Annotated in this window: 15 protein-coding genes; 5 read left to right on the plus strand and 10 right to left on the minus strand. The window is 68.8% G+C overall.

Annotation, left to right across the window (positions count from 1 at the left end; translation table 11 throughout):
- Nucleotides 1–130: 130 nt before the first annotated feature.
- Nucleotides 131–4,174, plus strand: coding sequence for an NACHT and WD repeat domain-containing protein (locus LUX31_RS16015; protein WP_235475468.1), 4,044 nt, complete (start codon nucleotides 131–133; stop codon nucleotides 4,172–4,174).
- A gap of 27 nt (nucleotides 4,175–4,201) precedes the next feature.
- Here LUX31_RS16015 and LUX31_RS16020 read toward each other — a convergent pair whose 3' ends face one another.
- Nucleotides 4,202–4,573: a holo-ACP synthase gene (locus tag LUX31_RS16020; protein ID WP_235475469.1), complete on the minus strand. Its 372-nt coding sequence runs from the start codon at nucleotides 4,571–4,573 to the stop codon at nucleotides 4,202–4,204.
- Between the two features lie 107 nt (nucleotides 4,574–4,680).
- On the opposite strand from LUX31_RS16020, the gene LUX31_RS16025 reads away from it, so the two are divergent.
- Both LUX31_RS16025 and LUX31_RS16030 read left to right on the plus strand, forming a co-directional pair.
- Entirely contained in the window at nucleotides 4,681–5,664 is a 984-nt protein-coding gene (locus LUX31_RS16025) for a hypothetical protein (RefSeq protein ID WP_235475470.1), read from the plus strand.
- Between the two features lie 11 nt (nucleotides 5,665–5,675).
- Nucleotides 5,676–7,274, plus strand: coding sequence for a M16 family metallopeptidase (locus tag LUX31_RS16030; RefSeq protein WP_235475471.1), 1,599 nt, complete (start codon nucleotides 5,676–5,678; stop codon nucleotides 7,272–7,274).
- A 16-nt stretch (nucleotides 7,275–7,290) separates the two neighbouring features.
- On the opposite strand, the gene LUX31_RS16035 is transcribed toward LUX31_RS16030, so the two are convergent.
- The 4 genes from LUX31_RS16035 to LUX31_RS16050 form a co-directional block, all read right to left on the minus strand.
- Entirely contained in the window at nucleotides 7,291–7,908 is a 618-nt protein-coding gene (locus LUX31_RS16035) for a hypothetical protein (RefSeq protein ID WP_235475472.1), read from the minus strand.
- Nucleotides 7,905–8,432, minus strand: coding sequence for a hypothetical protein (locus LUX31_RS16040; RefSeq protein WP_235475473.1), 528 nt, complete (start codon nucleotides 8,430–8,432; stop codon nucleotides 7,905–7,907). The genes LUX31_RS16035 and LUX31_RS16040 overlap by 4 nt, the downstream gene beginning before the upstream one ends.
- Nucleotides 8,433–8,492: 60 nt before the next feature.
- Nucleotides 8,493–9,314, minus strand: a complete 822-nt coding sequence (locus LUX31_RS16045) for a hypothetical protein (RefSeq protein WP_235475474.1) — start codon at nucleotides 9,312–9,314, stop codon at nucleotides 8,493–8,495.
- A gap of 71 nt (nucleotides 9,315–9,385) precedes the next feature.
- A complete protein-coding gene (locus LUX31_RS16050; RefSeq protein ID WP_235475475.1) occupies nucleotides 9,386–9,829 on the minus strand; it encodes an ATP-binding protein in 444 nt (147 codons plus the stop codon).
- A gap of 205 nt (nucleotides 9,830–10,034) precedes the next feature.
- Here LUX31_RS16050 and LUX31_RS16055 point away from each other — a divergent pair, with 205 nt between their 5' ends.
- Both LUX31_RS16055 and LUX31_RS16060 read left to right on the plus strand, forming a co-directional pair.
- Nucleotides 10,035–10,886, plus strand: a complete 852-nt coding sequence (locus LUX31_RS16055; protein ID WP_235475476.1) for a helix-turn-helix domain-containing protein — start codon at nucleotides 10,035–10,037, stop codon at nucleotides 10,884–10,886.
- Complete coding sequence (locus LUX31_RS16060) at nucleotides 10,883–11,116, plus strand: DUF397 domain-containing protein (RefSeq protein ID WP_235475477.1); 234 nt, start codon at nucleotides 10,883–10,885, stop codon at nucleotides 11,114–11,116. Before LUX31_RS16055 ends, LUX31_RS16060 begins: the two co-directional genes overlap by 4 nt.
- Here LUX31_RS16060 and glmS read toward each other — a convergent pair.
- The 5 genes from glmS to LUX31_RS16085 all read right to left on the minus strand — a co-directional run bounded on the left by glmS (nucleotide 11,077) and on the right by LUX31_RS16085 (nucleotide 23,181).
- Nucleotides 11,077–12,924: a glutamine--fructose-6-phosphate transaminase (isomerizing) gene (gene glmS, locus LUX31_RS16065; RefSeq protein ID WP_235475478.1), complete on the minus strand. Its 1,848-nt coding sequence runs from the start codon at nucleotides 12,922–12,924 to the stop codon at nucleotides 11,077–11,079. The genes LUX31_RS16060 and glmS overlap by 40 nt on opposite strands.
- A gap of 117 nt (nucleotides 12,925–13,041) precedes the next feature.
- Entirely contained in the window at nucleotides 13,042–13,839 is a 798-nt protein-coding gene (locus tag LUX31_RS16070; protein ID WP_235475479.1) for a hypothetical protein, read from the minus strand.
- Between the two features lie 409 nt (nucleotides 13,840–14,248).
- The gene (locus tag LUX31_RS16075) at nucleotides 14,249–14,896 is read right to left on the minus strand and encodes a hypothetical protein (RefSeq protein ID WP_235475480.1); all 648 of its coding nucleotides are present in this window, start codon (nucleotides 14,894–14,896) and stop codon (nucleotides 14,249–14,251) included.
- Nucleotides 14,897–15,184: 288 nt separating this feature from the next.
- Nucleotides 15,185–15,646: a hypothetical protein gene (locus tag LUX31_RS16080; protein ID WP_235475481.1), complete on the minus strand. Its 462-nt coding sequence runs from the start codon at nucleotides 15,644–15,646 to the stop codon at nucleotides 15,185–15,187.
- Nucleotides 15,643–23,181, minus strand: coding sequence for a ricin-type beta-trefoil lectin domain protein (locus LUX31_RS16085; protein WP_235475482.1), 7,539 nt, complete (start codon nucleotides 23,179–23,181; stop codon nucleotides 15,643–15,645). Before LUX31_RS16085 ends, LUX31_RS16080 begins: the two co-directional genes overlap by 4 nt.
- Between the last annotated feature and the right edge of the window lie 122 nt (nucleotides 23,182–23,303).

Below are 23,303 nucleotides of genomic sequence, written 5' to 3' on the forward strand. Positions count from 1 at the left end.
CGTCTGGTCACGGACCGTCCGCATCTTCACACTTTTTCCCACGACACACGGCACGACGCATGTGCCAAGGGAATCGGGGGATCCCCATGGACGGACAGCTGACCGCGTTGCCGACGACGGTGGCCGCCTTATGACGGCGTACCTGGATCCCGAGGACGACGCGCGGAATTCCGAATCCGCCCCCGAATCCGCCCCCGAATCCGCTCCCGGCTCCGACCCCGGCCCCGAAGGCACGTCCGCGAGAGCCGGCGAGGAGCCTGCCGCCAGACCTGCCAAGGCCGGACCCGCCAAGGCTGTCAGCAGCGCGGAGCTGCACGCCTGGGCCACCGACCACGGCAGTGTCTACCAGTCGCTGGAAAGCATGATCGTCGTCCACGGCGACCTGATCCAGCACCTGCACGAGCACTACCACTCCGGCGACGACGGGCACGAGGACGAGGACGAGCGGACCACCGTCCCGGCAGGGGGCGAGGGCGTCCCGTATCCGGGGCTGCGCGCGTTCGGACGGGGCGATGCCGAGTGGTTCTTCGGCCGGAAGACCCTGGTCAGCCAGTTGTTCGACCTGCTCGACCGGTCTCTGGGCGACCACCGTCCGCTCGCCGTCGTCGCACCGTCCGGAGCGGGCAAGTCGTCGCTGCTGCGCGCCGGTCTGCTGCCCGGGCTCGCCAAGGGACAGCTGTCCGGCTCACAGCACTGGCCCCAGCTGCTGCTGACCCCCACGGCCACCCCGCTCGCCACCCTCACCACCGGTCTCGCCCTGCTCACCAGGGCCGAGGAGTCGGTGGTCGCGGCGGCGGTGGAGAGCGGCCCGGACCACGTCGTCCGATTCGTACGGGAACGGCTCGCGCTGCCGCCGGACGCACGGGTGCTGCTGGTCGTGGACCAGCTGGAGGAGTTGTTCACCCTCTGCCAGGACGAGTCGGCCCGCCTGCGTTTCGTCGCCGTACTCGCGGCTCTGACCGGCGCCGACGCGTCGCAGGCCCCTGTCGCCCTGACTGTCTATGGCCTGCGCGCCGATGTCTACGGCTCCTGTGTCGCCCATCCCCACCTCCACGACGCCCTGGAGAACCGCCAGCTGATCGTCGGCCCGATGACCGACAAGGACGTACGCCAGGCCGTGACCCGGCCCGCCATGCGCAGCAAGCTCAGGCTCGGGCCGGGACTGGTGGACGTCGTCCTGGGCGATCTGCGCGGCAGCGCCCGCCAGACCGCCGCCGACACCGCCGCCGCAGGTGGTGCGTACGAGGCCGGCCGGCTGCCGTTGCTCGCGCACGCGTTGCGGGTCACCTGGCTGAACCGCAACGGCGACACCATGACTGTGGGCACCTACCGTGACACCGGCGGCATCGACGGCGCCGTCAAGGCAACCGCCGACACCGAGTTCGACAGGCTCGGTCCGGCCGCTCAACGGACGGCCCGGCAGCTGTTCCTCAGCCTCGTCAGGATCGGCGAGAACGGAGAAGTGGTCCGGCGCCGCCGTACCCGTGCCGACCTGTTGCTGACGACCACCGACCCGAAGGCCGTCCCGGACCTGGTCGAGCGGTTCACCCACGCCCGGCTGCTCACCCAGGGCGTGGAGCGTGAGCGGGCCACCGTCGAGATCACCCACGAGGCGCTGCTGACGGCCTGGCCACTCCTGCGCACCTGGATCGCGGCGCTCGGCAAGGGAGGTGTACCGGTCCGGCAGGAGCTGGAGGAGGCGGCCGTCGCCTGGAAGAACACCGGCCGCAAGGACACGGCCTCCCTCTACCGGGGCGCGCGCCTCGAACTGGCCCGCTCCTGGGCGGTGGGCGACGGCAACGAGGACCTCACCGAGCTGGTCACCGAGTTCCTCGGCGCCTCCCAACGGCACGAGCGCCGCAGCAAGCTGCTACGGCGCGGCGCGGTGGCCGTCATCACCGTCCTGGCACTGCTCGCCTCCGGGCTCGCCGTGTTCGCCCTCGACAGCCGCGCGGACGCCCTGAAGCAGCGCGACAACGCGGTCTTCGACCGGGTCACGGCGGAGGCGGACCGCCAGCGCGACACGAACGGCGCGCTCGCCGCCCAACTCGACCTGGTGGCGTACCGGATGCGGCCGACGGCGGCGTTGCGGACGCGGCTGATGCAGGAGGCGGGTGCGGTGATGCCGACGCGGCTGCCGGGGGACTTCGGCGCCGTGCACTCGGTCTCGTTCGGCGCGAAGGGACGGCTGGCCACCGGCGGGGACGCGCTGCGGTTCTGGAACGCGGCGGACCCGACCCGTCCGGCCCCGCTGACCTCCCCGGTCGCCGGCCGGGCGGGGACCCGGGTGTCGTCGGTGTACAGCCCGAAGCGCGGTCTGCTGGCGGTGGGCGGCGGGGACGGCGCCCTGCGGATCTTCGACGTCTCCGACGGCGCGCACCCCGTACCGCTCTCGGACTGGATCCAGGTCTCGAAGGGATCCTTGCCCCTCCTCCGGTTCAGCCCCGACGGCCGGACGCTGGCCTTCGTCAGCACCGTCCAGTCGGGCGGCGCCATGATGTCCGGCGAGGTGCAGCTGTGGAGTGTCGTGGAGCCACGGCGACCGCGGCGGCTGAGCACCATCGCGTCCATTCCCGGGCAGAACGCCTCGTCCCTCTCCTTCAGCCGGGACGGCGCCCTCCTCGCCATCTGCGGCGGCACGACCCCGGGGACCGAACGCGTCCAGCGCCTACGCCTGATGGACGTCTCGGACCCGGCCCGCCCGAAGGCCGTGGGCGGCGAGCTGGGCAGTCACTCCACCGTCGTCAACCATGTCGTGTTCAGCCCGGTCGGACCGGTGCTGGCCAGCGCGGGCAGCGACAACAAGGTGGTCGTCTGGGACCTCTCGCAGCCGCGCCGGCCGAAGGTGGCGAGCCGGCTCTTCCTCAGCAGCCCGGCCTCGTCGGTCGAGTTCAGCCCGGACGGCCGGCTGCTCGCCACCGGTGAGAACTCCGGCAGCGTGTACCTCTGGAACGTCGGAGCCCCGGGTACCACCAGGACCCTCGGCCCGGCCCTGCAAGGACACACGGCCAACATCACCACTCTGTCCTTCGACAGCACCGGACGCACCCTCGCCAGCGGCGGCGGGGACGGCAGGATCCTGCTGTGGCGACTGCCCCCGACCCTCGCCGTCACCACCGGCGGCTACGCGGCCGAAGTGGTGTCCCTGACCGACGACGGACGCCTGCTCGCGGTCGCCTCCGGCCCGTCCGTCACCCTGTGGGACGTCTCCGACCCGTCCCGGCTCACCCAGGTCGGCCGGCTCCCCGATGCCCGTACGTCGGTGAACGCGCTGGCCTTCCGGCCGGGGCGGAGCGGGCAACGCCTGCTGGCCGTCGGCGACTTCGGCGGCGGGATCCGGCTCTGGAACGTGTCGGCACCGGCCCGCCCGCTGGAGACCGGCGCGGTGCGGCCGGGCCTGGGGATACCGGTCGGCGGGCTGGCCTTCGACGCCTCAGGACACACGCTGCTGGCGGGCGCACTGCAACTGCAGAGCGGTTTCAGCGGCAGCCTGCACGCCTGGGACGTCTCCGACCCGGCCCGCCCCACCACCCTCGGCGACGGCCCGCTCGGCGGATACCTGCTTCCGGTCCGGGCCGTTGCCGCCGCGCCGCAGGGCGGCTACGTCTACACGGGCGAGGTCTACGGCGGCAATCTGCGCGTCTGGCGAACGGCGGACGGCACCGTGCCCACCGAGACGGGCCGGATCAGCACCGGCCAGATCGTCATCGCCCTGGCCGCCGACGCACGGACCCGGGTCGTCGCGACGGGCAACGGGGACAGCTCTGTCCGCCTCTGGAACGTGTCCCGCCCGACCGCCCCGACCCCGCTGGGAAAACCGCTGCTCACCGGCGGAATCGCGAACAGCCTCGACTTCGCTCCGGGCGGCGGCCTGCTCGCGAGCGGCAACGGCATCGGCCAGATCCGCCTGTGGGACACCACCGACCCGGCCCGCGCCACGGCTTACGGCCTCCCTGTCACCGGCCACGGCGGCCTCGTCTCGGCGCTGGAGTTCAGCCCCCGCTCCGGCACCCTGATCACCGGCGGCGCGGACGGCACGGTACGCCTCTGGCAGACCGACCCGGCCAGGGCCCGCACCCTCCTCTGCGCGTCAACGTCCACGGCGATGACGCCGGACCAGTGGAGGAAGTACGTCTCCCCGGACCTGCCGTACGACCCACCGTGCGGCAAGTGACGAAGCCCGCCGTCCGCTGCGAACGGCCTACCCCTCGGCAATCACAACTGCCGAGGCAACCCCCGCGTCATGACTGAGCGACACATGCCATGACCGCACCCCGAGTTCCTCCGCGCGCGCGGCGACCGTCCCCGTCACCCGCAGCCAAGGCCGCCCGCTGTCCTCGACGCAGACCTCCGCGTCCGTCCAGAGCAGCCCGCCCGGAGCGCCCAGCGCCTTGGCGAGCGCCTCCTTGGCGGCGAACCGCGCGGCCAGCGAGGCGACCCCGCGCCGCTCCCCACTGGGCAGCAGCAACTCGCCCCCCAGGAACAACCGTTGGGCCAGCCCGGGCGTCCGCTCCAGCGAGGCCCGGAACCGCTCGATCTCGGCGACGTCGATGCCGACTCCGATGATGCTCATGCCGAGCACCCTACGGCGGGCACCCCTTTTCCCCGCGCGCCCGCCACTCGCCGCCTGTTAGCCTGCGGCGACTTCACCAAGTTCATGACATCAGCGGGGGCGGAGCCATGACCCGGAGGCCCGGCAGAGCGGCCGGCAGCAGCGGCGGAACGAGCGCGAGGTCCGGTCCCCCGTACTTCGATCCGTACGACACCCTGCCGGAACTCGCCCCGCTGCGCACCGCGCTGACGAACGCCGACTGGACGGCCGTACAGGCGTATTTCTCGACCCTCGACTCGGCCGAGAAGATCTCCTTCGTCTCGGGGCTCGTCGCCGACACCCCCGGCGTGGAGGACATGCTGCGCAAGGCGGTGGCCGAGCAGCCGGCCGCGCCACTGCCCCGCACGCTCCTCGCCCACCGTTACGTCGGCATCGGCTGGGACATCCGTACCGGCGCCCTCGCCGACAGCGTCTCGCGCGAACAGTTCGACCGGTTCCATGGCTGGTTGGAGCAGGCGGAGCAGATCCTGATCGATGTGTGCGCGGAGCAGCCGGCGTACGTCCCCGCCTGGACCGTACGTCTGCTCACCGCCCGTGGCCTGGAGCTGGACCAGGCCGAGGTCCGCCGCCGCTACGACCGGCTCTCCGCCCACCACCCGCACCACTACCCGGCGCAGCAACAGCTCCTCCAGCAGCTGTGCCCCAAGTGGGGCGGCTCCTGGGAGACGGCGCACGACTTCGCGCGCGGGGCGGCGAGCGCCTCCCCGGACGGCTCGCACTCCGGCGCACTGGTCGCGCTCGCGCACCTGGAGCACGTCGCCGACCTGGAGCCGATGGCCGCCTACGCCTACCTGCGGGGCGTGCCGGTCCGCGACGACCTGCGCTTCGCGGCCCGGGTGTCCGTACTGCACCGGGACTACCGGCCGGGCTTCCACGGCATCGGCGCGCACAGCGCGTTCGCGCTCGCGTTCTCGATGGGCGGCCACTTCGAGGACGCGCTGCTGCACTTCGGCGCGCTCGGGGACCGGGCCGACGCGTCCGTGTGGTCGTACGTACCCGACCCGTCGACGGCGTTCCTCAAATACCGCAAGTCCGCGACGGCGACGATCTGAGGCGCACGGACATGACCACAGAAACCTTCGAACTCGCCCCGCTGTCAGGCCTGATAGGCACGACCACGACCCAGGGCATCCGCACCCTCCACACGCTCCCGTCGCCCCGCAGCAAGGCTGCTGCCGAGATCACCGCGGGCCTCTTCTTCCGCGTGGGCCGCGCGGACGAGACCTTGGCCACAGCCGGAATCACCCACCTCGTAGAACACTTGGCCCTGCACCGCGTGGGAAGGTCGGCCTCGTCCAGCCCCCACCACTACAACGGCGCGACGTCAACCACGTACACCCTCTTCCACGTCACGGGCAGCGAGGACGAGGTGGTAGCCCACCTGAACAACGTCTGCGCGTCGCTGCGAGACCTGCCGCTGGAGCGCCTGGAGACGGAGAAGGAGATCCTGCGCACGGAGGCGGCGGGCCGTGGCCAGGGCCCGCACCGCCAACTCCCGCTGTGGCGCTACGGCGCCCAGGGCTACGGCCTCACGGCCTACGACGAGCTGGGTACCTGGCGGCTCACCGCGGACGAGGTCCGCGACTGGGCGCGAACCCATTTCACCCGGGAGAACGCGGTCCTGTGGCTGACCGGCGACACCGTGCCCCAGGGCCTGGACCTCACCCTCCCCACAGGCAGCCACACCCCACCCCCCACCGCGACCAGCGCGCTCCCCGTGACACCGGCGTACATCCACGGCCCCGGCGGCCATGTCGTCTTCGACGCGGTCGTACGCCGCTCCACGGCCGCCGCCGTCCTCGCCGAGGTGCTCGGGCGGGCGCTCTTCCAGGACCTGCGGCAGGAGGGCGGCTACTCGTACTCGGCGGAGGCCGACTACACCCCGCGCGACGCCGACCACGCCGTCCTCACCGCGTACGCCGACGCCCTCCCGCACAAGCAGGGCGCGGTGGTGGGCGGCTTCGTCGACACATTCGCGCGCCTGCGCGCGGGCCGCATCGAACAGCACGAACTGGACTCGGCCCGCACCAAGCTGCTCAAGCGGTACGACGCCCCGGACCTCGGCGCCGCGATGCTGCCGTCGTACGCCCTGAACGTCCTCCTCGGCCACCGTGTCCTCTCCCCCGACGACCACCGCGCCGAGCTGGCCTCACTGACGGTCACCGACCTGCGCGATGCCGCCCGCGAGGCCTGGACGAACGGTCTGCTCCAGATACCGGGCCGAGGCGCGGAGTGGGCAGGCCTGACCCTGGCCCCCCAGTACTCGACGAACACGGTGACCGGCACGCGCCACCAGTCCCTGGAGGACCCCGAGATCGCCCTGACGATCGGCGAGGAGGGCGTAACCCTGACAACACCGGACGGCCCGGTGACGGTCCACTGCACAACGACCGCGGCGATGACGTCCCACCCGGACGGCGCCCGCACCCTCACAGGCCAGGACGGCTTCTCGGTCACGGTGGAACCGACGCTGTACCGGGGCATCACCGCGGACCGCATCGCGGCCTTGGACGCGGCCGTACCGCCGACGGCGATCGTCCGCATGCCACCACGCGCCCCGGAACAGATCCCCCAACCTCAGCGCCACGAGAACGTCCCGTCCGCCCGCCGACGGCCCTGGACCCGCAGGCTGTACGCCACTCTGCGGCGAGGCCGCGCCTGAACATCGGCCCGGACTGCTAGATCTGCCGGGGCCCGAGTTCGAGTGCCGGTGATTCGAGTGGCGGTGAGGGGAGCCCGAAGTGTTGGGTGATGATCCGTACGGTGTGAGCGCCATCGGCGTTGAAGCCGGACTCGGAGTCGTACCTCGGCGTGTCCCGGCCGATGATCCCGGCGTCCAGCAGCTCACGCACAAGCAGATCGGCCATGCCTCCGGAACGTCGTGACTCGCGGCGCCCACCCAGGTTGAACAGCGTCTGCTCGAACCCGCCCCGGCTGTAGAGGAACTGGAACGGGTGCTCGGCACAGTGCGGGACAAAGTAGTTCTGCCCGTGCGGGCACGTGCACGCGGGCGTGGAGGCCAGGAACACGGTCTCCACGCGATCCGGATCACTGGCGCGCTCGGCGTAATGAATGTGCCCCCTGCGACCCGTGATACTCCGTGCCAGTTCCCAGGCAGCCTGTCCGACCGCTCTCGAACTCGGGCCGACGTAGGCGTCCTGCATCACCCATACCCACCCGTCGGCCTCCCCGAAGGCACGGGGAAGACGTCCCGCTTCGCCGAAGATGCCGGCCACGGTGGGCATGGTCATGCCCTTGCAGAAGGTGACGAACGTGTTCGGGGCGAGCCAGTTCACTCTCTCACCGCCCCGGAGGATGCGGCTGCCAGGGAGGCCACCGTCAGAGAAGGCAGTTCGAAGAAGTCGGCGATCGTCTGCACGAGGCGCTCGTGATCGTCACGGCCGTCGTACACCGCATCGGGACCGATGAGATTCGCGGCGAGAAGCTCCTGCGACAGGTAGTCCGGGTTGTCGCCGACCCGCTGCCCAATACTCTCGAAACTGAAGCCGAGGACGAACCGGCCGTCCCGGTAGTACGCGAAGTCGGGCGGGAACGCCTTCGCACTGCACGGATCGACGACGAACACGACGATCTCCACGCCGCGCGGACACAGATCCCGGTAGTTGACGGACTCGTAGTCCTCGATCTCCCAGTTGTGCATCTCGTGCACCGCCCACACCCACCCGTCCGCCTCGCCGTACGCGAGGGGTTCGCGGTGCAAGGTGTTCAGCGCCTGGGTAAGCACGCCGAGAGGCATACGCCGCGCGAAGACGACGTTCACGTCCTGGCCCGGAAAGGGACTGTGTATCCAGTCGGTCATGCGAAGCACCCTAGACGCGGCCACTGACATCGCCGACGGTGCGGGGAAAACGCCCGCCGATCACTCCTGTTCAGGAGCGCCCGGCGCGGCCTCCGAGTCCTCGGCGAACAGGTCCTCCGCACGCGTGACCGTGCGGGACCGCTCCAGCCAGGCGTCGACACGGTCGAGGTCTGTGCAGGACGTGATGCGTTCGCGCGCATCGGCCGACACGGGGATGCCGCGCACCTCCAACACGAACAGGATCCCCTTGGCCTCCCCCTTGGCCGTGCCTTTGACCTCACCTTCGAGATAGGCCGTCTCACGGACCGTGCCCCGGCCAGGGAAGTAGCTGACGAACGACATGATGTCCTTCCATTTCTCTCCGGCTGGTGTCTTACCCAGGGTGACTTCCAGGAAGTCGAAGAAGTACTCGGCGGTGTCGGGGTCGGTCTCCTGGAGTTCCTGAAGGGCGCTGCTGATCGCCTCCAGTATGGCGGCGCACTCAGGGCTGCGGGCGTGTGCCAGGGCGGAGAGCGCGGCCAGTGGGAGGTTCTTCGCCACGGTCCTGGTGTCCGTGATCACTGGCAGATTGTCCGGCCCGGCGACCAGCGGATACACCCGCAGAGCTGTCCAGCCACGCGTTCCGCAACCGAAGGGGCCGACCGCCCACTTGGCCGTGGCCGCGTCCTGGCAGACCACGAGCAGCAGCACGGGCAGTTCGTACTTCGCCTGAAGGTAGCCGACGTAGTACGCCCAGCTCCGCTCCTTGCCCGCGACCTTGCCGGACTGTGACTCGATGGCGAGCAGGAAGTCCTCGCCGTCGGACGGACCGATGCGCAGCACGGTGTCGACGCGCCGTTCCAACGGCCGGGTCTCCGTCACGTCCGTGGTGACGGCGTCCACGGTCGCCTTCGCGGAGGGAGGAGTTCGGGGCAATCGAGATGCGTTCACTCTTTCGAGCAGCGGCAAAACGTTCAGGCCGCCGAAGTCAGCTCGCACCACACGAATTTGCCGCGATTCCCGAACCGGCTCAACGGCTGCCACCCCCACAGATCGGCACAGGCGACCACCATCCCCAGCCCACGCCCGTCCTCCTCCGACTGACCAAGCTGCCCCAACTCCCGTGGCGGCTCCGGCGGTCGAAGGTCCGCGTCCCAGGCCCCGATGCGGAGTACGCCGGCCCGCCAGCGCACACGTAGGGCGGCGGGCCCCTTGGTGTGCCGTACGGCGTTGGAAACCAGTTCGCTGGCGAGGAGTTCGGCGATGTCGACGAGGCCGATGAGTCCGTGCATGGTCAGGATCAGACGGAGGGTGCGGCGGCTGACGGTGACGGCTCGGGGGTCGTTGGGGACGTAGAGGGAGTACTCCCAGGAGTCGGGATCGGAGGTGAACTCGGGGTCGGTCTCGGTTTCGGGCATGCGTCAACTCCCGTTCGGTGGTGGGGGCGCGGCGAGCGGGCGGTGGCATTGTCGCGGCCGTCATGGCAGGACGGCGCGGTGCGCTTCCGCAGTGTGTACGTTGCATCACCGACGGTACGTCTAACCTGTAATACCGAGCAACCCGATCGCGTAATCTGCCCTCGAACGAGCGGCACCGGCAGGCGTGTTGAACAAGGAGCAATGGATGGTCCTGAGGCGCGAACCAACGGCGCGTCAGCTGCGCTTGGGGATCGAGCTGCGCAGGCTCCGCGAGGCGGCAGGGCTCAGCGCCGTCGAGGCAGCAGCACTGCTTGGGGCGAATCGCGTCCAGATGAGCCACATCGAAACCGGACTCGCGGGCGTGAGCGAGCAGCGACTCCGCCGACTCGCGTCCCACTACGCCTGCACGGACGAGGAGTTCATCAACGCCCTGGTCACGATGGCCACCGATCGGACACGGGGTTGGTGGGAGGAGTACCGGGGCCTGTTGTCCACGCCGTTCATGGACCTGTCCGAGCTGGATCACCACTCCCGGTTTCAGTACAACGTGGCCATCCTGTTCGTACCAGGCCTCCTACAGACCGAGGACTATGCCCGTGCCGTGTACTCCACGAGGATTCCCGCACTCACGGAGGACCAACTGGAGTTGCGCGTACGCCACCGCGTGGCGCGCCGCGTGATCATCGACGGGCCCTCGCCCATCCCCCTCGACGCGGTGATCCACGAGGCAGCACTGCGCATCATGGTCGGCACCCGGACCACGTCACGCGCTCAGCTCACCCGCATCCTGGAACTCTCCGACGCGGAACACATCACCGTGAGGGTCATCCCCTTCGACCTGGAGGGCTTCTCCTGGGGCAGCAGCACCATGGCCTACCTGGGCGGCGACGTGACCAAACTGGACACCGTAATCCGCGACACCCCCACCGGCGCGGTCTACGTCGACGCAGAAGACCAACTGTCCACGTACCGAGCCCGCTTCCAGGAGGTAAAGGCCATGGCACTCACCCCGGAACGGTCACGTGACCTCATCCAGAGATTGGCGAAAGAACTGTGAGTCTGTCTCAGGCAACACCCAACAACTGGCGGAAGTCCTACTACTCCGCCGGCGGCGACGGCGACGACTGCGTGGAGATCGCCAACTCCCTCACCCACATAGCCGTCCGCGACTCGAAAGCCCCCGCCAGGGCAACCCTCACCTTCCCTGCCGAAGCCTTCGCGCCGTTCCTAGCCACCCTGAAGTCGACTCACTCCACCGTCACCGACTTCGCCAGGTTCCGAGGCTGATCCACCTCGTTACCCCGAGCCGTCGCCAACTCACACGCGAACACCTGCAACGGCACGGTAGCCACCAGCGGTTGCAGCAAGGTCGGCGTAGCCGGAATGCGGATCAGGTGGTCCGCATACGGCACGACCGCCTCGTCCCCCTCCTCCGCGATGACGATCGTCCGCGCACCCCGAGCCCTGATCTCCTGGATGTTGGACACGATCTTGTCGTGGAGGACGGACCGCCCACGCGCCGAAGGCACAACCACGACCACCGGCACGTCATCCTCGATCAACGCAATAGGCCCATGCTTCAACTCACCCGCCGCGAACCCCTCCGCGTGCATATAGGCAAGCTCCTTCAACTTCAGCGCACCCTCCAGCGCCACCGGATACCCCACATGCCGCCCCAGGAACAGCACCGTGTTCTTGTCGGCGAGCGAACGTGCCAGCTCACGCACGGGCTCCATGGTCTCCAGTACGCGCTCGACCTCACCGGAGATGTCCGCGAGGTCGCGCACGACGGCCTGGATCTCGTCACCCCACTTGGTACCGCGCACCTGGCCCAGGTACAGGGCGACCAGGTAACACGCCACCAGCTGCGTCAGGAACGCCTTGGTGGAGGCAACCGCAACCTCGGGCCCCGCATGCGTGTACAGCACCGCGTCCGACTCGCGCGGGATCGTCGAACCGTTGGTGTTGCAGATGGCCAGCACCTTGGCACCCTGCTCACGCGCATGCCGCAGCGCCATCAGCGTGTCCATGGTCTCGCCGGACTGGGAGATGGCGATGACGAGGGTCCGCGCGTCGAGAATGGGATCCCGGTACCGGAACTCGCTAGCCAACTCCACCTCGCACGGAATGCGCGTCCAGTGCTCGATGGCGTACTTGGCGATCAGCCCGGCATGAAATGCCGTACCGCACGCCACCACCACGACCTTCTCGACCTCCCGCAACGCACTCGCGGGAATCCGCACCTCGTCCAGCGTCAGTGAACCGGCCGCGTCGATACGCCCCAGCAAGGTATCGGCGACAGCCTTGGGCTGCTCGGCGATCTCCTTGAGCATGAAGTAGTCATAGCCCCCCTTTTCCGCGGCCGACACATCCCAGTCGACGTGATACGACCGCGCGTCCCCCGGACTGCCGTCGAAGCCCGTCACCGTGACCCCGTCCCGGCGCAGCTCCACCACCTGGTCCTGACCCAGCTCGATCGCAGACCGCGTGTGGGCGATGAACGCGGCGACGTCCGAGGCGAGAAAGGCCTCGCCCTCTCCAACGCCCACCACGAGCGGCGAGTTCCGCCGCGCCCCGACCACGACATCCGGCTCGTCCGCATGCACGGCGACCAGCGTGAACGCACCCTCGAGCCGCCGGCAGACGAGCCGCATGGCCTCCGCCAGATCGGCGCACGCGGAGAACTCCTCGGCGAGCAGATGGGCGACGACCTCGGTGTCGGTCTCGGAGGTGAGTTCATGCCCACGCTCGGCCAACTCCGCCCGCAGACAGGCGAAGTTCTCGATGATCCCGTTGTGGACGACGGCGACGCGCCCGGCGTTGTCGAGATGCGGATGGGCGTTGGCGTCGGTGGGCCCGCCATGGGTGGCCCACCGGGTGTGCCCGATGCCCGTGCCCCCGCTCGGCAACGGCCGCTCGACGAGCTGCTTCTCCAGGTTGACGAGCTTCCCGGCCTTCTTGGCGGCGGCCAGCCCACCGTCCGCGAGCACAGCCACACCGGCCGAGTCGTACCCCCGGTACTCCAGCCGCTTCAGCCCGGCCATCACGACGTCGAGAGCCGACTGCGACCCCACGTAACCCACGATTCCGCACATGTCCCGCAGCCTACGATCGAACACACACCACGCTCGTGCACCGCGTGCCCGATATCGGAAATTCCCGCCGGAGGTACGAGGTACGCGGACCCCCGGCGGAAACGGAACCCCGGTGGGTCAGCTGAGCTTGGCCAGCTGCGCGTCGACGAGCTCCGTGGGGAAGTCGAAGTCCTTGCCGGTGGCCCCGGCGGCAAAGTTGGCGGCGGGGAGGTAGACGACGGTGGCGCCCTTGCGGAGGATCACGGCCTTCATCGGCGCCTTCACGCCATCGGCGTCCACGTTCACCGTCAGGGCGAGCGCCTCGTCCGCTCCCTCGGGCGCCGCGGTCGTGACCACGTTCGCGGCCTTGGTCGCCGTACCGGCCACCGTGTAGGAGAACCCGGCGGCGCACTTCTCAGCGGCCGTGTTCAGGTCCTTCATCGCCTGCTCGGCCCCGCCGTCCGCATAGGAGGCCAGCGTGATGATGGCCTGCTCCAGGTCGAGGGCGGCGAGGAACTGCTCCTCCTCGCTCGCCCCGGCGGCGGGCTTCGCGGCATCGCCCTTCCACGTCCGCTTCACCGTGGCCGCCGGCTTGCCGACGTAGGAACCGGACTGGAGATACGCCAGCGGCGCACAAGCCGCGTCCTCCGACGTCACCTTGGCCTGCGCGATGTCGTCCTTCGCCGGCACCTTCTCGGTGAGGGTCCCGCTCTTGACGTCGGCCTGCACGAGGGCGGCCTTCGTCAAGTCGGCGGAGGTGAGCGCCTTGCCGGCGGCCGTCTTGCCTGCCTGGGTGCTCTCGCTGCTGCCGCCGGCCTTGTCGCTGGCGCTGTCGCCGGAGCCGTCGTCGGACGAACCACCACAGGCGGTGACGAGAAGCGCCAGGGCAGCGGCGGAGGCGGCGAGGGCGGTACGGCGGACAGCGGTGGATCTCACGTCGAGAACTCTCTCTTTCAAGGAAGCGCCGACGGCACCTCACGGTCACCCTTGCGGTAACCAGCGAAGCGCCATCACTTTATCCGCACTTTACGCAACAGAAAACAGCGGGAGTTCACAGAGGCACCAGCCGATATCCGATCGCAACGCCACTGTGATCGATTGCCTGAAATCGAGCCTTGATTGACCCGACCCGAGAAATCCGCATACCGCCCAGAATGGAGAGAAGTTGGGCAATAGCTACGCCTCCCACCCAGGTCAACTCCGGCAGAAAGTACCCGAAAAGCCACACCGAGCTCCATGACCGAAACCACCCGCGCGACACAAAAAAATCCCGCAATCACGCAACCAAAACGAGGCCGGCATCGTCGCACTGCCATTTGGAGGGTTCGATTCCGACTGTGAACCGTCAGCCCAGTTTCGCTTCCTGGGCCTCGATCAGGGCAGTCGGAAATTCGAAGTCGTCGGTGGGTCCGGTGGCGGAAGGGTCTTCGGTGCCGAACTGGGCGATGGTGCTGCCATGCCGGAAGACCACGGCCTTCGTCGGACCTACCAGGGCATCGTCCTGACCGGGTGTCACGGTGAACGCGACGGCCTCGTCACCCGCTTTCGGCGCGGTGTCCGTACTCACCTTGTCGACGCCGAACGAGGAGAACCCGCCTTCACACGTGGCCAGTCCGCTCCTGAGCGCCTTGAGCACCGCCCGAGCCTGGTCCGGGCTGTCGTACGAGGCGAGGGTCACCGCGGTATGACTGGTCGCGAACACCGCGTCCAACTCCTCCTCGGAGCCCGCGGCGGCGATCGCGTCGGCGTCGAACTCGAACGTCACCCGGCGCTGCGCGGTGGCCACCGGGTCCCCCATGGCCACCCCGTGCTCGGCCTGGCTGAGCGGAGCGCAGTCCTCCTCGGCCGTACGCACGTCATGCTGCGTGAGCACCTCGACCGCCTTGAGCTTCCTGACGGCAAACCCCTTGAGATCACTCTCCGCCAGGGCCAGCTTGTCCAACTCGGCGGCGGCCCGCGCCTCGGACGCGCTCGGGGAACTCGGGGTACTCACAACGGAGGCGGCAGTCTCGCCCCCTGCGCTTGCGCCGCTCTCGCCGCCGGAACCGCTGGAGTTCCCACATCCGGCGACCAGCGCGAAGGGAAGAACCAGGGTTACGAAGGCGCCGCTACGAGTGCGGCGACCTATACCAGAACTCTTCATTATGTACTGCGTTCACTTTCTCCGTTGCGCCATCAGCGACTGACCCGTCAACGCACGATCAACGAACTTTGCAGTCGCTCTGCCCATCCACCATCAACGAGTCCAATCATCACGTCACGTGAACGATCGGCTGTAGTACTAGGGGGACGGAATCGTCGCGACCGTCACCTGCCCATCCATCAGGCATTCAATGAGCACCGAACCACCAAGCGGGTGGATCCAGAAGTGTGGCCCGGCGTCCAGGATGTCCTGCGCGTGTCGCACTGCGACATCTGCAGGCATGGTCACGGTCGGCATCAGATAATTTCCCCAGATGATGGCGATCCGCTCCCCCCGCTGTACGTACGAGGAAAGCAGTTCTGCCGCCATCCTCGTCCAATGCTCCTCGTCGTCCCACCAGAGACGGTCTTCGTACGAAATAGATTCGAAGTCGATTACGTCGCCCCTGGCGGCCGGAAACCTGCTCAGGCTCGCTGCCGTCAGTCCACGGTTCTCGGCGAGATCCAACTTCACAACCTGGCGACCGTCATCGTCGCGGGGGTCGTTCATGAAGTCCGGAAGGTATTCCGGGTGACTCGCATAGGAACTACTTTCGGTCATACGTTCCGCCTCAGCCAAGTCAAAATGCTCCCACCGGGGAACCTTATCGCCGTTTTGCGAACCAACGCACCCTTACCCGTCATCACATTGATGTGCGTGCCAATTCTCGGGTCGGTGTCCAGGCGGAACGATCTGTAATTCCCGCCACTGGTCGCAGTGAACCCCGTATCCCTACCAAAAGTATCGACCGCAGACTCCATCGTCCCCTGCCGTCGTTGCCACGAACCGGTATCAATGGGTCCCACGATGTCCATGGCCTGGTTTCTGGCCTGTTCGAACGAGCCTGCGTCCAAGACGACCTCACTGCGGGGATTCTCCGGATCGCACCTACAAAGCTCGGAGTGCCCGGGTTGTGACCCACCACAGTTGTGGACGAGGACCGAGACCTCGCCCGCCAGCACATAGTACGTGTGCACGTCGCTGACGGTGAGGTTGTGGACTGTCGCCTGCTGGGCCGTCCACCGCTCAACCGCCGTGATCTGGACGTACGTTCCGGCGCCGGCCTGGAGCCACTGGCCCGACTTCAGGTCCGTCGCATCAATCCAGTCGTCGAGTTCCGGGACCCAAATGGGGTGGCCGTCGGTCGCGGTCACCGAGGCCGTGGCGTCGCCCTTGTCTCCGTCGGTGTCGATGGTGACCTTGACGAGGTGTTTGACGCCCTCGCCGGTGATTTCGGCGGTGACCGTTTCCACGGCCGTTTCGCCGGTTTCGGGGTCGGTGGCAAGGACCTTGTCGCCGTTGGTGACGTTCTGGATGGGTTTGGTGGTGCCGTCGGCCATCAGGACGAGCGTGCCGGAGACAAAGCTGTTGCTGGTCTTGCAACTGCCTCCCAGCTTGGCCCTGACCTTCTGGTAACCGGTCCTGATCGCCTCGCCGGCCTTGGCGATCGTCTTCTTCGCCTTCTGGACGGCGTTGCCGGTCTTCTTCGCCGCCGCCTTCGTGGCTCTGGTCTTGGCCTGCTGTGCCGCCTTCTTGATCTGTGCGGCCCGTTCGGCGGCCTTGCGTTTGGCCTCCTTGGCCTTGCGGGCCAACTCCGCGGCCTTCTTCGCAGCCTCGATGACCTTGTGGGCCTTGGCCTTCGCGGCATTCAGCCCGATGATCGCCCTCGCGATCTTGCCCGCCGTCGCCAGCACTGAGGGGATCTTCCCCCACTTGGTCCACGGGATGGCCGAGACGATCATCTTGCCGCAGGACCACAGATCACCACTCGAGAAGCAGTTCTTGATCTCCTTCCAGCCGACGAACTCCTTCAGCATCTCCCCGCCCATGGACAGGATGACTTGCGACACCGACGTGTCGATCGTCCTGCGCGCCTCCGCGACCTCCGAGGCCGACGGGTCGCTGCTGACGCCACCCCCGCCCCCACCGGCATCCGACGCCAGCCCCGACGGATCCGCGTACGTGACCGGATTGTTCTCGCAGTACACGTACCCGTTCATCTGCACCGGGTCCGCCAGATCCAGCACCGGATCCGCCGACAGGAACCGCCCCGTCGACGGGTCGTACTCCCGCGCCCCCAGATGCACCAGCCCGCTCGCCGCGTCGTCGCCCCCGCCGATGTAACCCTGGTGCGAGCGCCACCCGTTGGACTCCGTGCCGCGCTGCACCCCGAACGGGTCCGTCCGCGAGAAGACCACCGCGTTGCCCGCCGCCAGGGACACATCCGCGTACGCCGTGCCGTTCTGGTCGGTGATCTGCGCGTGCAGCGTCGAGGTCGTGGCGCTGCCCTGGGCGTGCCGCATGACAGCAGGGGCGCCCGGCTGGGCGTAGTACCGCTCCGTGTACGCGGCCGTCCCGCTCGCAGTCCGAGCCACCGTCGTGTCGCCCAGGTACAGCACGTTCTCCGCGGCGCTCAGCGCCATCAGGCGCTCGCCGCCGGGGCCGTAGACGTACGTCGTCTCGTTGGCCGGTGCCCAGGTCTGGGCCTGGCCGTCCGTGTCGCAGGTGTACAGCTGGAGGTCCGTGCCCGACGCCGAGTTGGAGGACGGGACGTCCAGGCACTTCTGCGACGAGGCGTGCTTGAGCTTGTGGCCCGCCGCGATCGTCGTCCACTGCTGGCCCGCACTGCCGTCGCAGGTTGCGAGTACCGCAGCCGTGCCGGACGGGACCACACACTTCCCCAGCACCTTCAGCGCCCCCGTCGACGCGTCCGACGACCCCGCCGCCGCGTCGATGCGGAACTTCTGCGCCTTCGTGCCGTTGCAGTCGTACAACTGGACCGGCGTGCCCGCCGCCGTCGCTCCCGACTGCACGTCCAGGCACTTGCCCTCCAGCCCCACCCACGCCCCGGAGCCGTTCTCGCCGAAGCCGGTGACCTTCTCGACCTGGCCGTCCCACGTCCAGGTCAGGGCCTGTTCGTCGCCGCCGTACGTACGGGTCTCCGTGTTGCCCGTCGCGTCGTACGTCAGCGTCGCCGCCTCGGTGACCTGCGGAGCTGAGCCCGCCGTGTGCGACATCCCGGTCAGGGTGTGCGGCTGGGTGCCGTCCGACTTGCCGTACGTGTACGTCGTCGTCGCGTCCAGCGCCGCGTTCCCGGCCGGGTCGTACTCCACCAGCTTCTTGCGATTGCCGGCCTCGTCGTACTCGTACTTCTTGTGGTAGCCGTCGCCCCGCGCACCCGCCGTCACCCCCGTGGGCGTGCCGTCAGCAGTTGTCGCGCACGAAGAGTCGCTCGCCGTCCATGCTCTCGTGAGCTGGCCGATCACGTCGTACGAGAAGCACTGGCGGTCCGTCACCGAGTCGACCGTGTCCTCGGTCTTCGTGACGTTGCCCGCGTTGTCGTACGCGTACGTACGGGAGTTGACGCGGTGGCCCGCCACGCCCGTCGTGTCCGTGATCGACTCGCGGTCCACGATCGAGCGGGTGAGTTCGCCTGTCGACTCGTCGTACAGGTTCGTGGTCCACACCCTGGTCGGCATCTCGCCGCTGACCGTGCGCAGGACCTCGCCGTACGGGCTGTAGTCCGTCTCCGCCGTGTACCAGTCCAGGCCGGACGTGGAGACCGGCAGGCCGTCCGCGTTGTAGCGGGTGACGACCTGCTCCGCGTCCAGCGTGCCCGCCTTCGGCAGGGTCACCGAGGTGAGCTGGCCCATCCGCGAGTATTCGTACGCGTACGCGTACAACTCGGCCAGGCCGTGCTGCTGCGCCACCTGCGGCGGCAGCGAGAGCTGGGTGCCGGTGGGCTGGTAGTCGTCGGTGTAGCCCATCACCTTCGTGGTGTAGGGGAGGCCGTCGGTGTAGCGGGTCGACTTCGAGGGCAGGCCGACCGCGCCGATCAGTCCGTCGTACGTCGTCTCGGTCAGCTTCTCGCCCGTGGACGAGTTCAGTCGCTGTTCGGTCGGGCGGGACAGTACGTCGTAGCCCGTCCACACCTTCACGCCGAGCTGGTTGGTCGTCGTCACCGGGCGGTCGAGGACGTCGTACGTCATGGTCGTCGTGCCGGTGTCCGGGTCCGTCGCCGTGAGCTGGCGGCCCCGGGCGTCGTACGTCCACGACCAGGTGTTGCCCTGGCTGTCGGTCGCGCCGACCTGGTCGCCGCGCGCGTCGAACGTGTATTCCGTGGCGCGGTAGGCCGAGCGCAGCGCGTCGGTGAAGGTGTCGACGCGGACCGTGCGGCCGAGGGCGTCGCTGTAACTGCGCTGTGCTGCCGCGCCGTTGGACTCGATGACCGTCGAGTAGTCGTAGCCGTACTGGTAACGCGTGGACTTCTCGGGCTTCGTGGAGCCCGCCTCGTACGGGGTCTCGGACAGGGTCCGGCCCAAGCCGTCGTACGCGTACAGCGTGGCGTTGGGGACGCGGAAATCCGACTCGACCTCGAACATCACCGTCTTCGGGTCGTCCGGCGCGTAGTAGGCGTTGTCGGTGCGCTCGATCGTGCCGTTCGCGCTGTAGTGGGTGTCGGTGATCAGGCGGCCCTTGCCGACCGCCGGTTCCTGCCGCTGCCGCTCACGGCCCAGGCCGTCGTAGAGGACTACCGAATCCTCGTACACACCACGGTCGTTGAGCGCGGAGGTCACCACGGACACCGGCTCGCCGGGCGAGGTGTTGTACGCGAACCTCACCACGGGCTCGGTGGACGTCGTCTGTGTGGCGTCGCTCCAGCCGGCCGTCGTGCGGCCCAGCGCGTCGTAGGCGAACGCGCTGTAGTGGCCGTTGGCGTCGGTCTCCTTCAGGGAGGTGCCACGGGCGGGGTCGACGACCGTCGTCTCCTCGTGGCCGAGTTCGTTGGCCGTGGTGACCGAGTACACCTGGCCCGTCGGGGGTGTGTAGGTGGTCGTGTCGGTGTGGTCCAGGGCGTCGGTGGTGGACTTCACTCGGCCGAAGTCGTCGTAGGTGAGCGTGCCGCGCCGGCTCCAGGCGCCGTTCCCGTCGATGTCCCAGGTGGTGGTCGCCAGGCCGCCGGTCGGGGTGTCCTCGTACTCGCCGCCGTCGTAGGCGACGCGTGAGCCGGCGATCAGGTCGGCGTCGGTCGCCGTGGCCGCGGCGGCGCAGGTGCCCGGGGTGGTCCGCGACTGCAGGGGCAGGCCGATCAGCCAGTCGGTGGTGTTGTGGACGTACGACGAGACGGTGCACGACTCGTCGCCCGTGCGGTCCGTGTCGCCCTCCGACTCGACCCGCACGGGCAGGCCGTACTCGTCGTACGCGGTCGTCGACCTGACGGTCCGCCACTCACGCTTGTCGTCGCCCGTCTTGGACGACCGGGTCACCGAGACGTTCAGGTCGTCCAGGACCCGGTACGCCCTGAGCGCGGGGATGCCGCCGTCGCGGGTGCGGGTGGCCAGCACCGTGTGCGTCGGGCGGTCGACCGAGCGCGTCAGCAGCTCGCCGCCGTACTTCGTGTACGTCATCGTCTCCGCGACGCGACCGGCGTAGGGCAGCTTGTCGGCGGCGATCGTCGCGCCTGCGTAGTCGGTGACGGTGACCGAACGGGTCGTACCGTCCGGCAGCGGGTCACCGTCCATCCCGCGGAAGTAGCGGGTCTCGGTCATCGAGCGCTCGGTACCGACGTACTGCTCGGTGTTGTCCGCGCCGCCGATGGTGCGTACGAGGGAGAAGCCGCGCCACTGGTCGTACGTGCGGGTCTTCTTCTTGGAGAACTCCGCCTGGTTCAGGCCCCAGGCGCCGCCGCCGACGTACTCGTAGGAGGTCGTCATCGTCGGGACGCCCGTCATGGCGGGCAGTTCCTGGACGTTGGCGACGACGTACTTGTTGAACCAGTCGATGCTTTCGTCGGCCTTGTCCGGGTCGGGGTGCCAGTACGCGGGGAAGCACAGCCCGGTGTTCTCCTCGGGCTTGGGGAAGCCGCTGCCCGAGGCACAGGAGCCGGTGGGCTCCTTGTAGTCGACGAGGGTCTCGCCGCCGTACTCGCTCACGATCCGTTCGATGCGCAGCCGGTCGAAGGTCGGGGCCGGGTCGTTCGCGCCCTCCTTGACCCGGTTGGGCATGGACTCGGTGTTGGCGACGAACGTCACCGGGCGCAGCGCGAGCCCCGAGCCGTCGGCGCCGAAGCCCGTGCGGGTGATGGACTCCAGCCACAGGGCGGTGCCCTCGTCGGTGCGCTCGGCGGGCAGCGACTGCTGGAGGGTCCAGGAGTCGACCTTCGAGAGAGCGGTGGAACCCTGGGTGCGCTGGGTGTACGTGGTGACCTGCGCCAGGCGCTTGCGCGACCAGAACGTCGGCACCGGTACGAAGCACTCCTTGCCGCTCGCTCCCGAGCAGTACAGGTCGGCCGGGGTGTCGTACCAGATGTGGGTCTTGTCCCAGTCGCCGGAGGTGAAGTTGTCTTCGGTGCAGACGATGCCGTCCTCGGTGAAGCAGCGCTCGTCGACCGTGAAGGTGACGCGGGCGATCGGCTCGGCGGAGAGCAGGGTGTCCTCGCGCTGGCCGTAGTCGATGCGGGTGAGGTGGGCGTCACGGTCGTACTTGACCGGCGCCTTGAACTTCAGGTTCTTGGCGTAGTAGTTGCTGTCCTTGTCCCACCACAGGGTCATGGCGTTGCCGTGGAGGTCGACGACGTAGTCGAGGTTCCAGCGCCAGGCCTGGGCGCAGAAGGAGTCGGCGAAGGCGGTGGCGTGGCAGGGCTCGCCGGACTGGTTACCGGCCACCGGCACCGTCAGCACCGAGTCGGTGACCTCGGTCGCGGTGGACGTCAGCTTGTGCTTGCCGAAGTAGTACTGGGTGCCGTCGCGGGTGGTGACCTTCCAGTACTCGCCGTCCGCGTCGCCGTTGCCGAGTGCGGTGTTCGTGAGCAGTTCGACGCGTGAGCCGTCGCCGTTGGCGGTGACCCAGTCGTCGGTGGTGTCGTCCTTGACCAGCTCGGTCGTGGTGCCGCCGAGGGTGAGGGTGGCGTTGTCGGAGCCCCAGCACAGGTCGCCGGTCTTGCGGTTGGCGTTGTTGGCGCCGTCCGCCAGGTCGTCGCGGCAGGCGCGGTACGTACGGGTGACCGAGCCGGGGTTGTACTCCCAGCCGTCGCCGATCCAGGAGGCCTGGTTGTTCGTGGCGGACGTACGGCCGTCGACGACCTGTGAGTCGTAGCCGAAGACGATGCTGGGCGAGGGGCCGTTGGGGACGGTCGGGGCCTGGAGTCCGTAGGTGTAGCTGAAGGAGCCCGAGCTGCTGCCGGCCGCCCATGAACCCGCGCTGACCAGCGGGGTCGCGGAGAAGTCACCCTTGGCGCCGCTGCCGGAGGAGGTGGCGGCGAACACGGAGGCCTCGGAATCGACGGCGGCGGTGCGTGCTCCTGCGCCTGCGTCGGTCCCCGTCTTGCGGTACACGCCGTCGGTAATCACGCCCTCGTCCGTCGCGGCGGCCGTGCCGGCCGTGCTGGTCGAGGTCGAGTCGGTGAGTTCGGTGACGTCGAGGACGGCCTCGACGCGCCGGACGCCGTCCAGGACACCGTCACCGGTGACATCCGTGGTGGTGGGTTCGATGACGTTCCGGGTGTCGACCTCGGTCGGCTCGGAGCAGCCCTTGGTGTCCGGGGTGGTCAGGAAGCAGGCGGGGAACTTGACGAACTGCAGCCGGTCCGCCCAGTCGGCGCCGTACAGCTCGGCGAACTGGGTGTAGTCCAGGGCGACGACCGCGTCGCCGGTGGCGGTGTCCGGCGGGTCCACCTGGAAGACCAGGCCGTTGATGTCCCGGTCGGCCAGGGTGGTCTCGTCGACGAGGGTGGCCTGCCAGGCGCCCTCCAGGGCCTGTGCCTGGGCGGTGGTGGCGTCGTCTGGGGCGCCGACCTCGATGGGGAGGGTGCCGACGGGGACGGTCTCGCCTGCGGCCAGGCCGGACACCGTCTCGGTGGCGGTGGCGGCGGCCGGCTCGGCGACCTTGGTCGGCTCGTACTCCACCTCGGGCTGGGTGTCGCCGGTGGTCAGGTCGGCGAGGGCGCCGCCGTCCTCGCCCTCTGTCTCCTCGGCGACGGGCAGGTCGACCAGCTCGACGCCGTTGCGGTCGTCACTGGGCGGCGGCACGGCGTTTGCGCCGCTCAGCGTGCCCACGGTCAGCGCCACGACCAGCGCGACGATCACACCGATCCGCATTCTCAGACGTCTGCGCAAAAGCGATCCCCACACGACGGCCGCAGCCCCCCAGCTCGATCCGGTGACGGGCGGATCTTCTGCCATTAATTCGCATGCGGTCAATCACTTTTTGAGGTGGGTGA

The sequence above is a fragment of the Streptomyces sp. GQFP genome (assembly GCF_021545335.1).
Classification (GTDB): Bacteria; Actinomycetota; Actinomycetes; order Streptomycetales; family Streptomycetaceae; genus Streptomyces.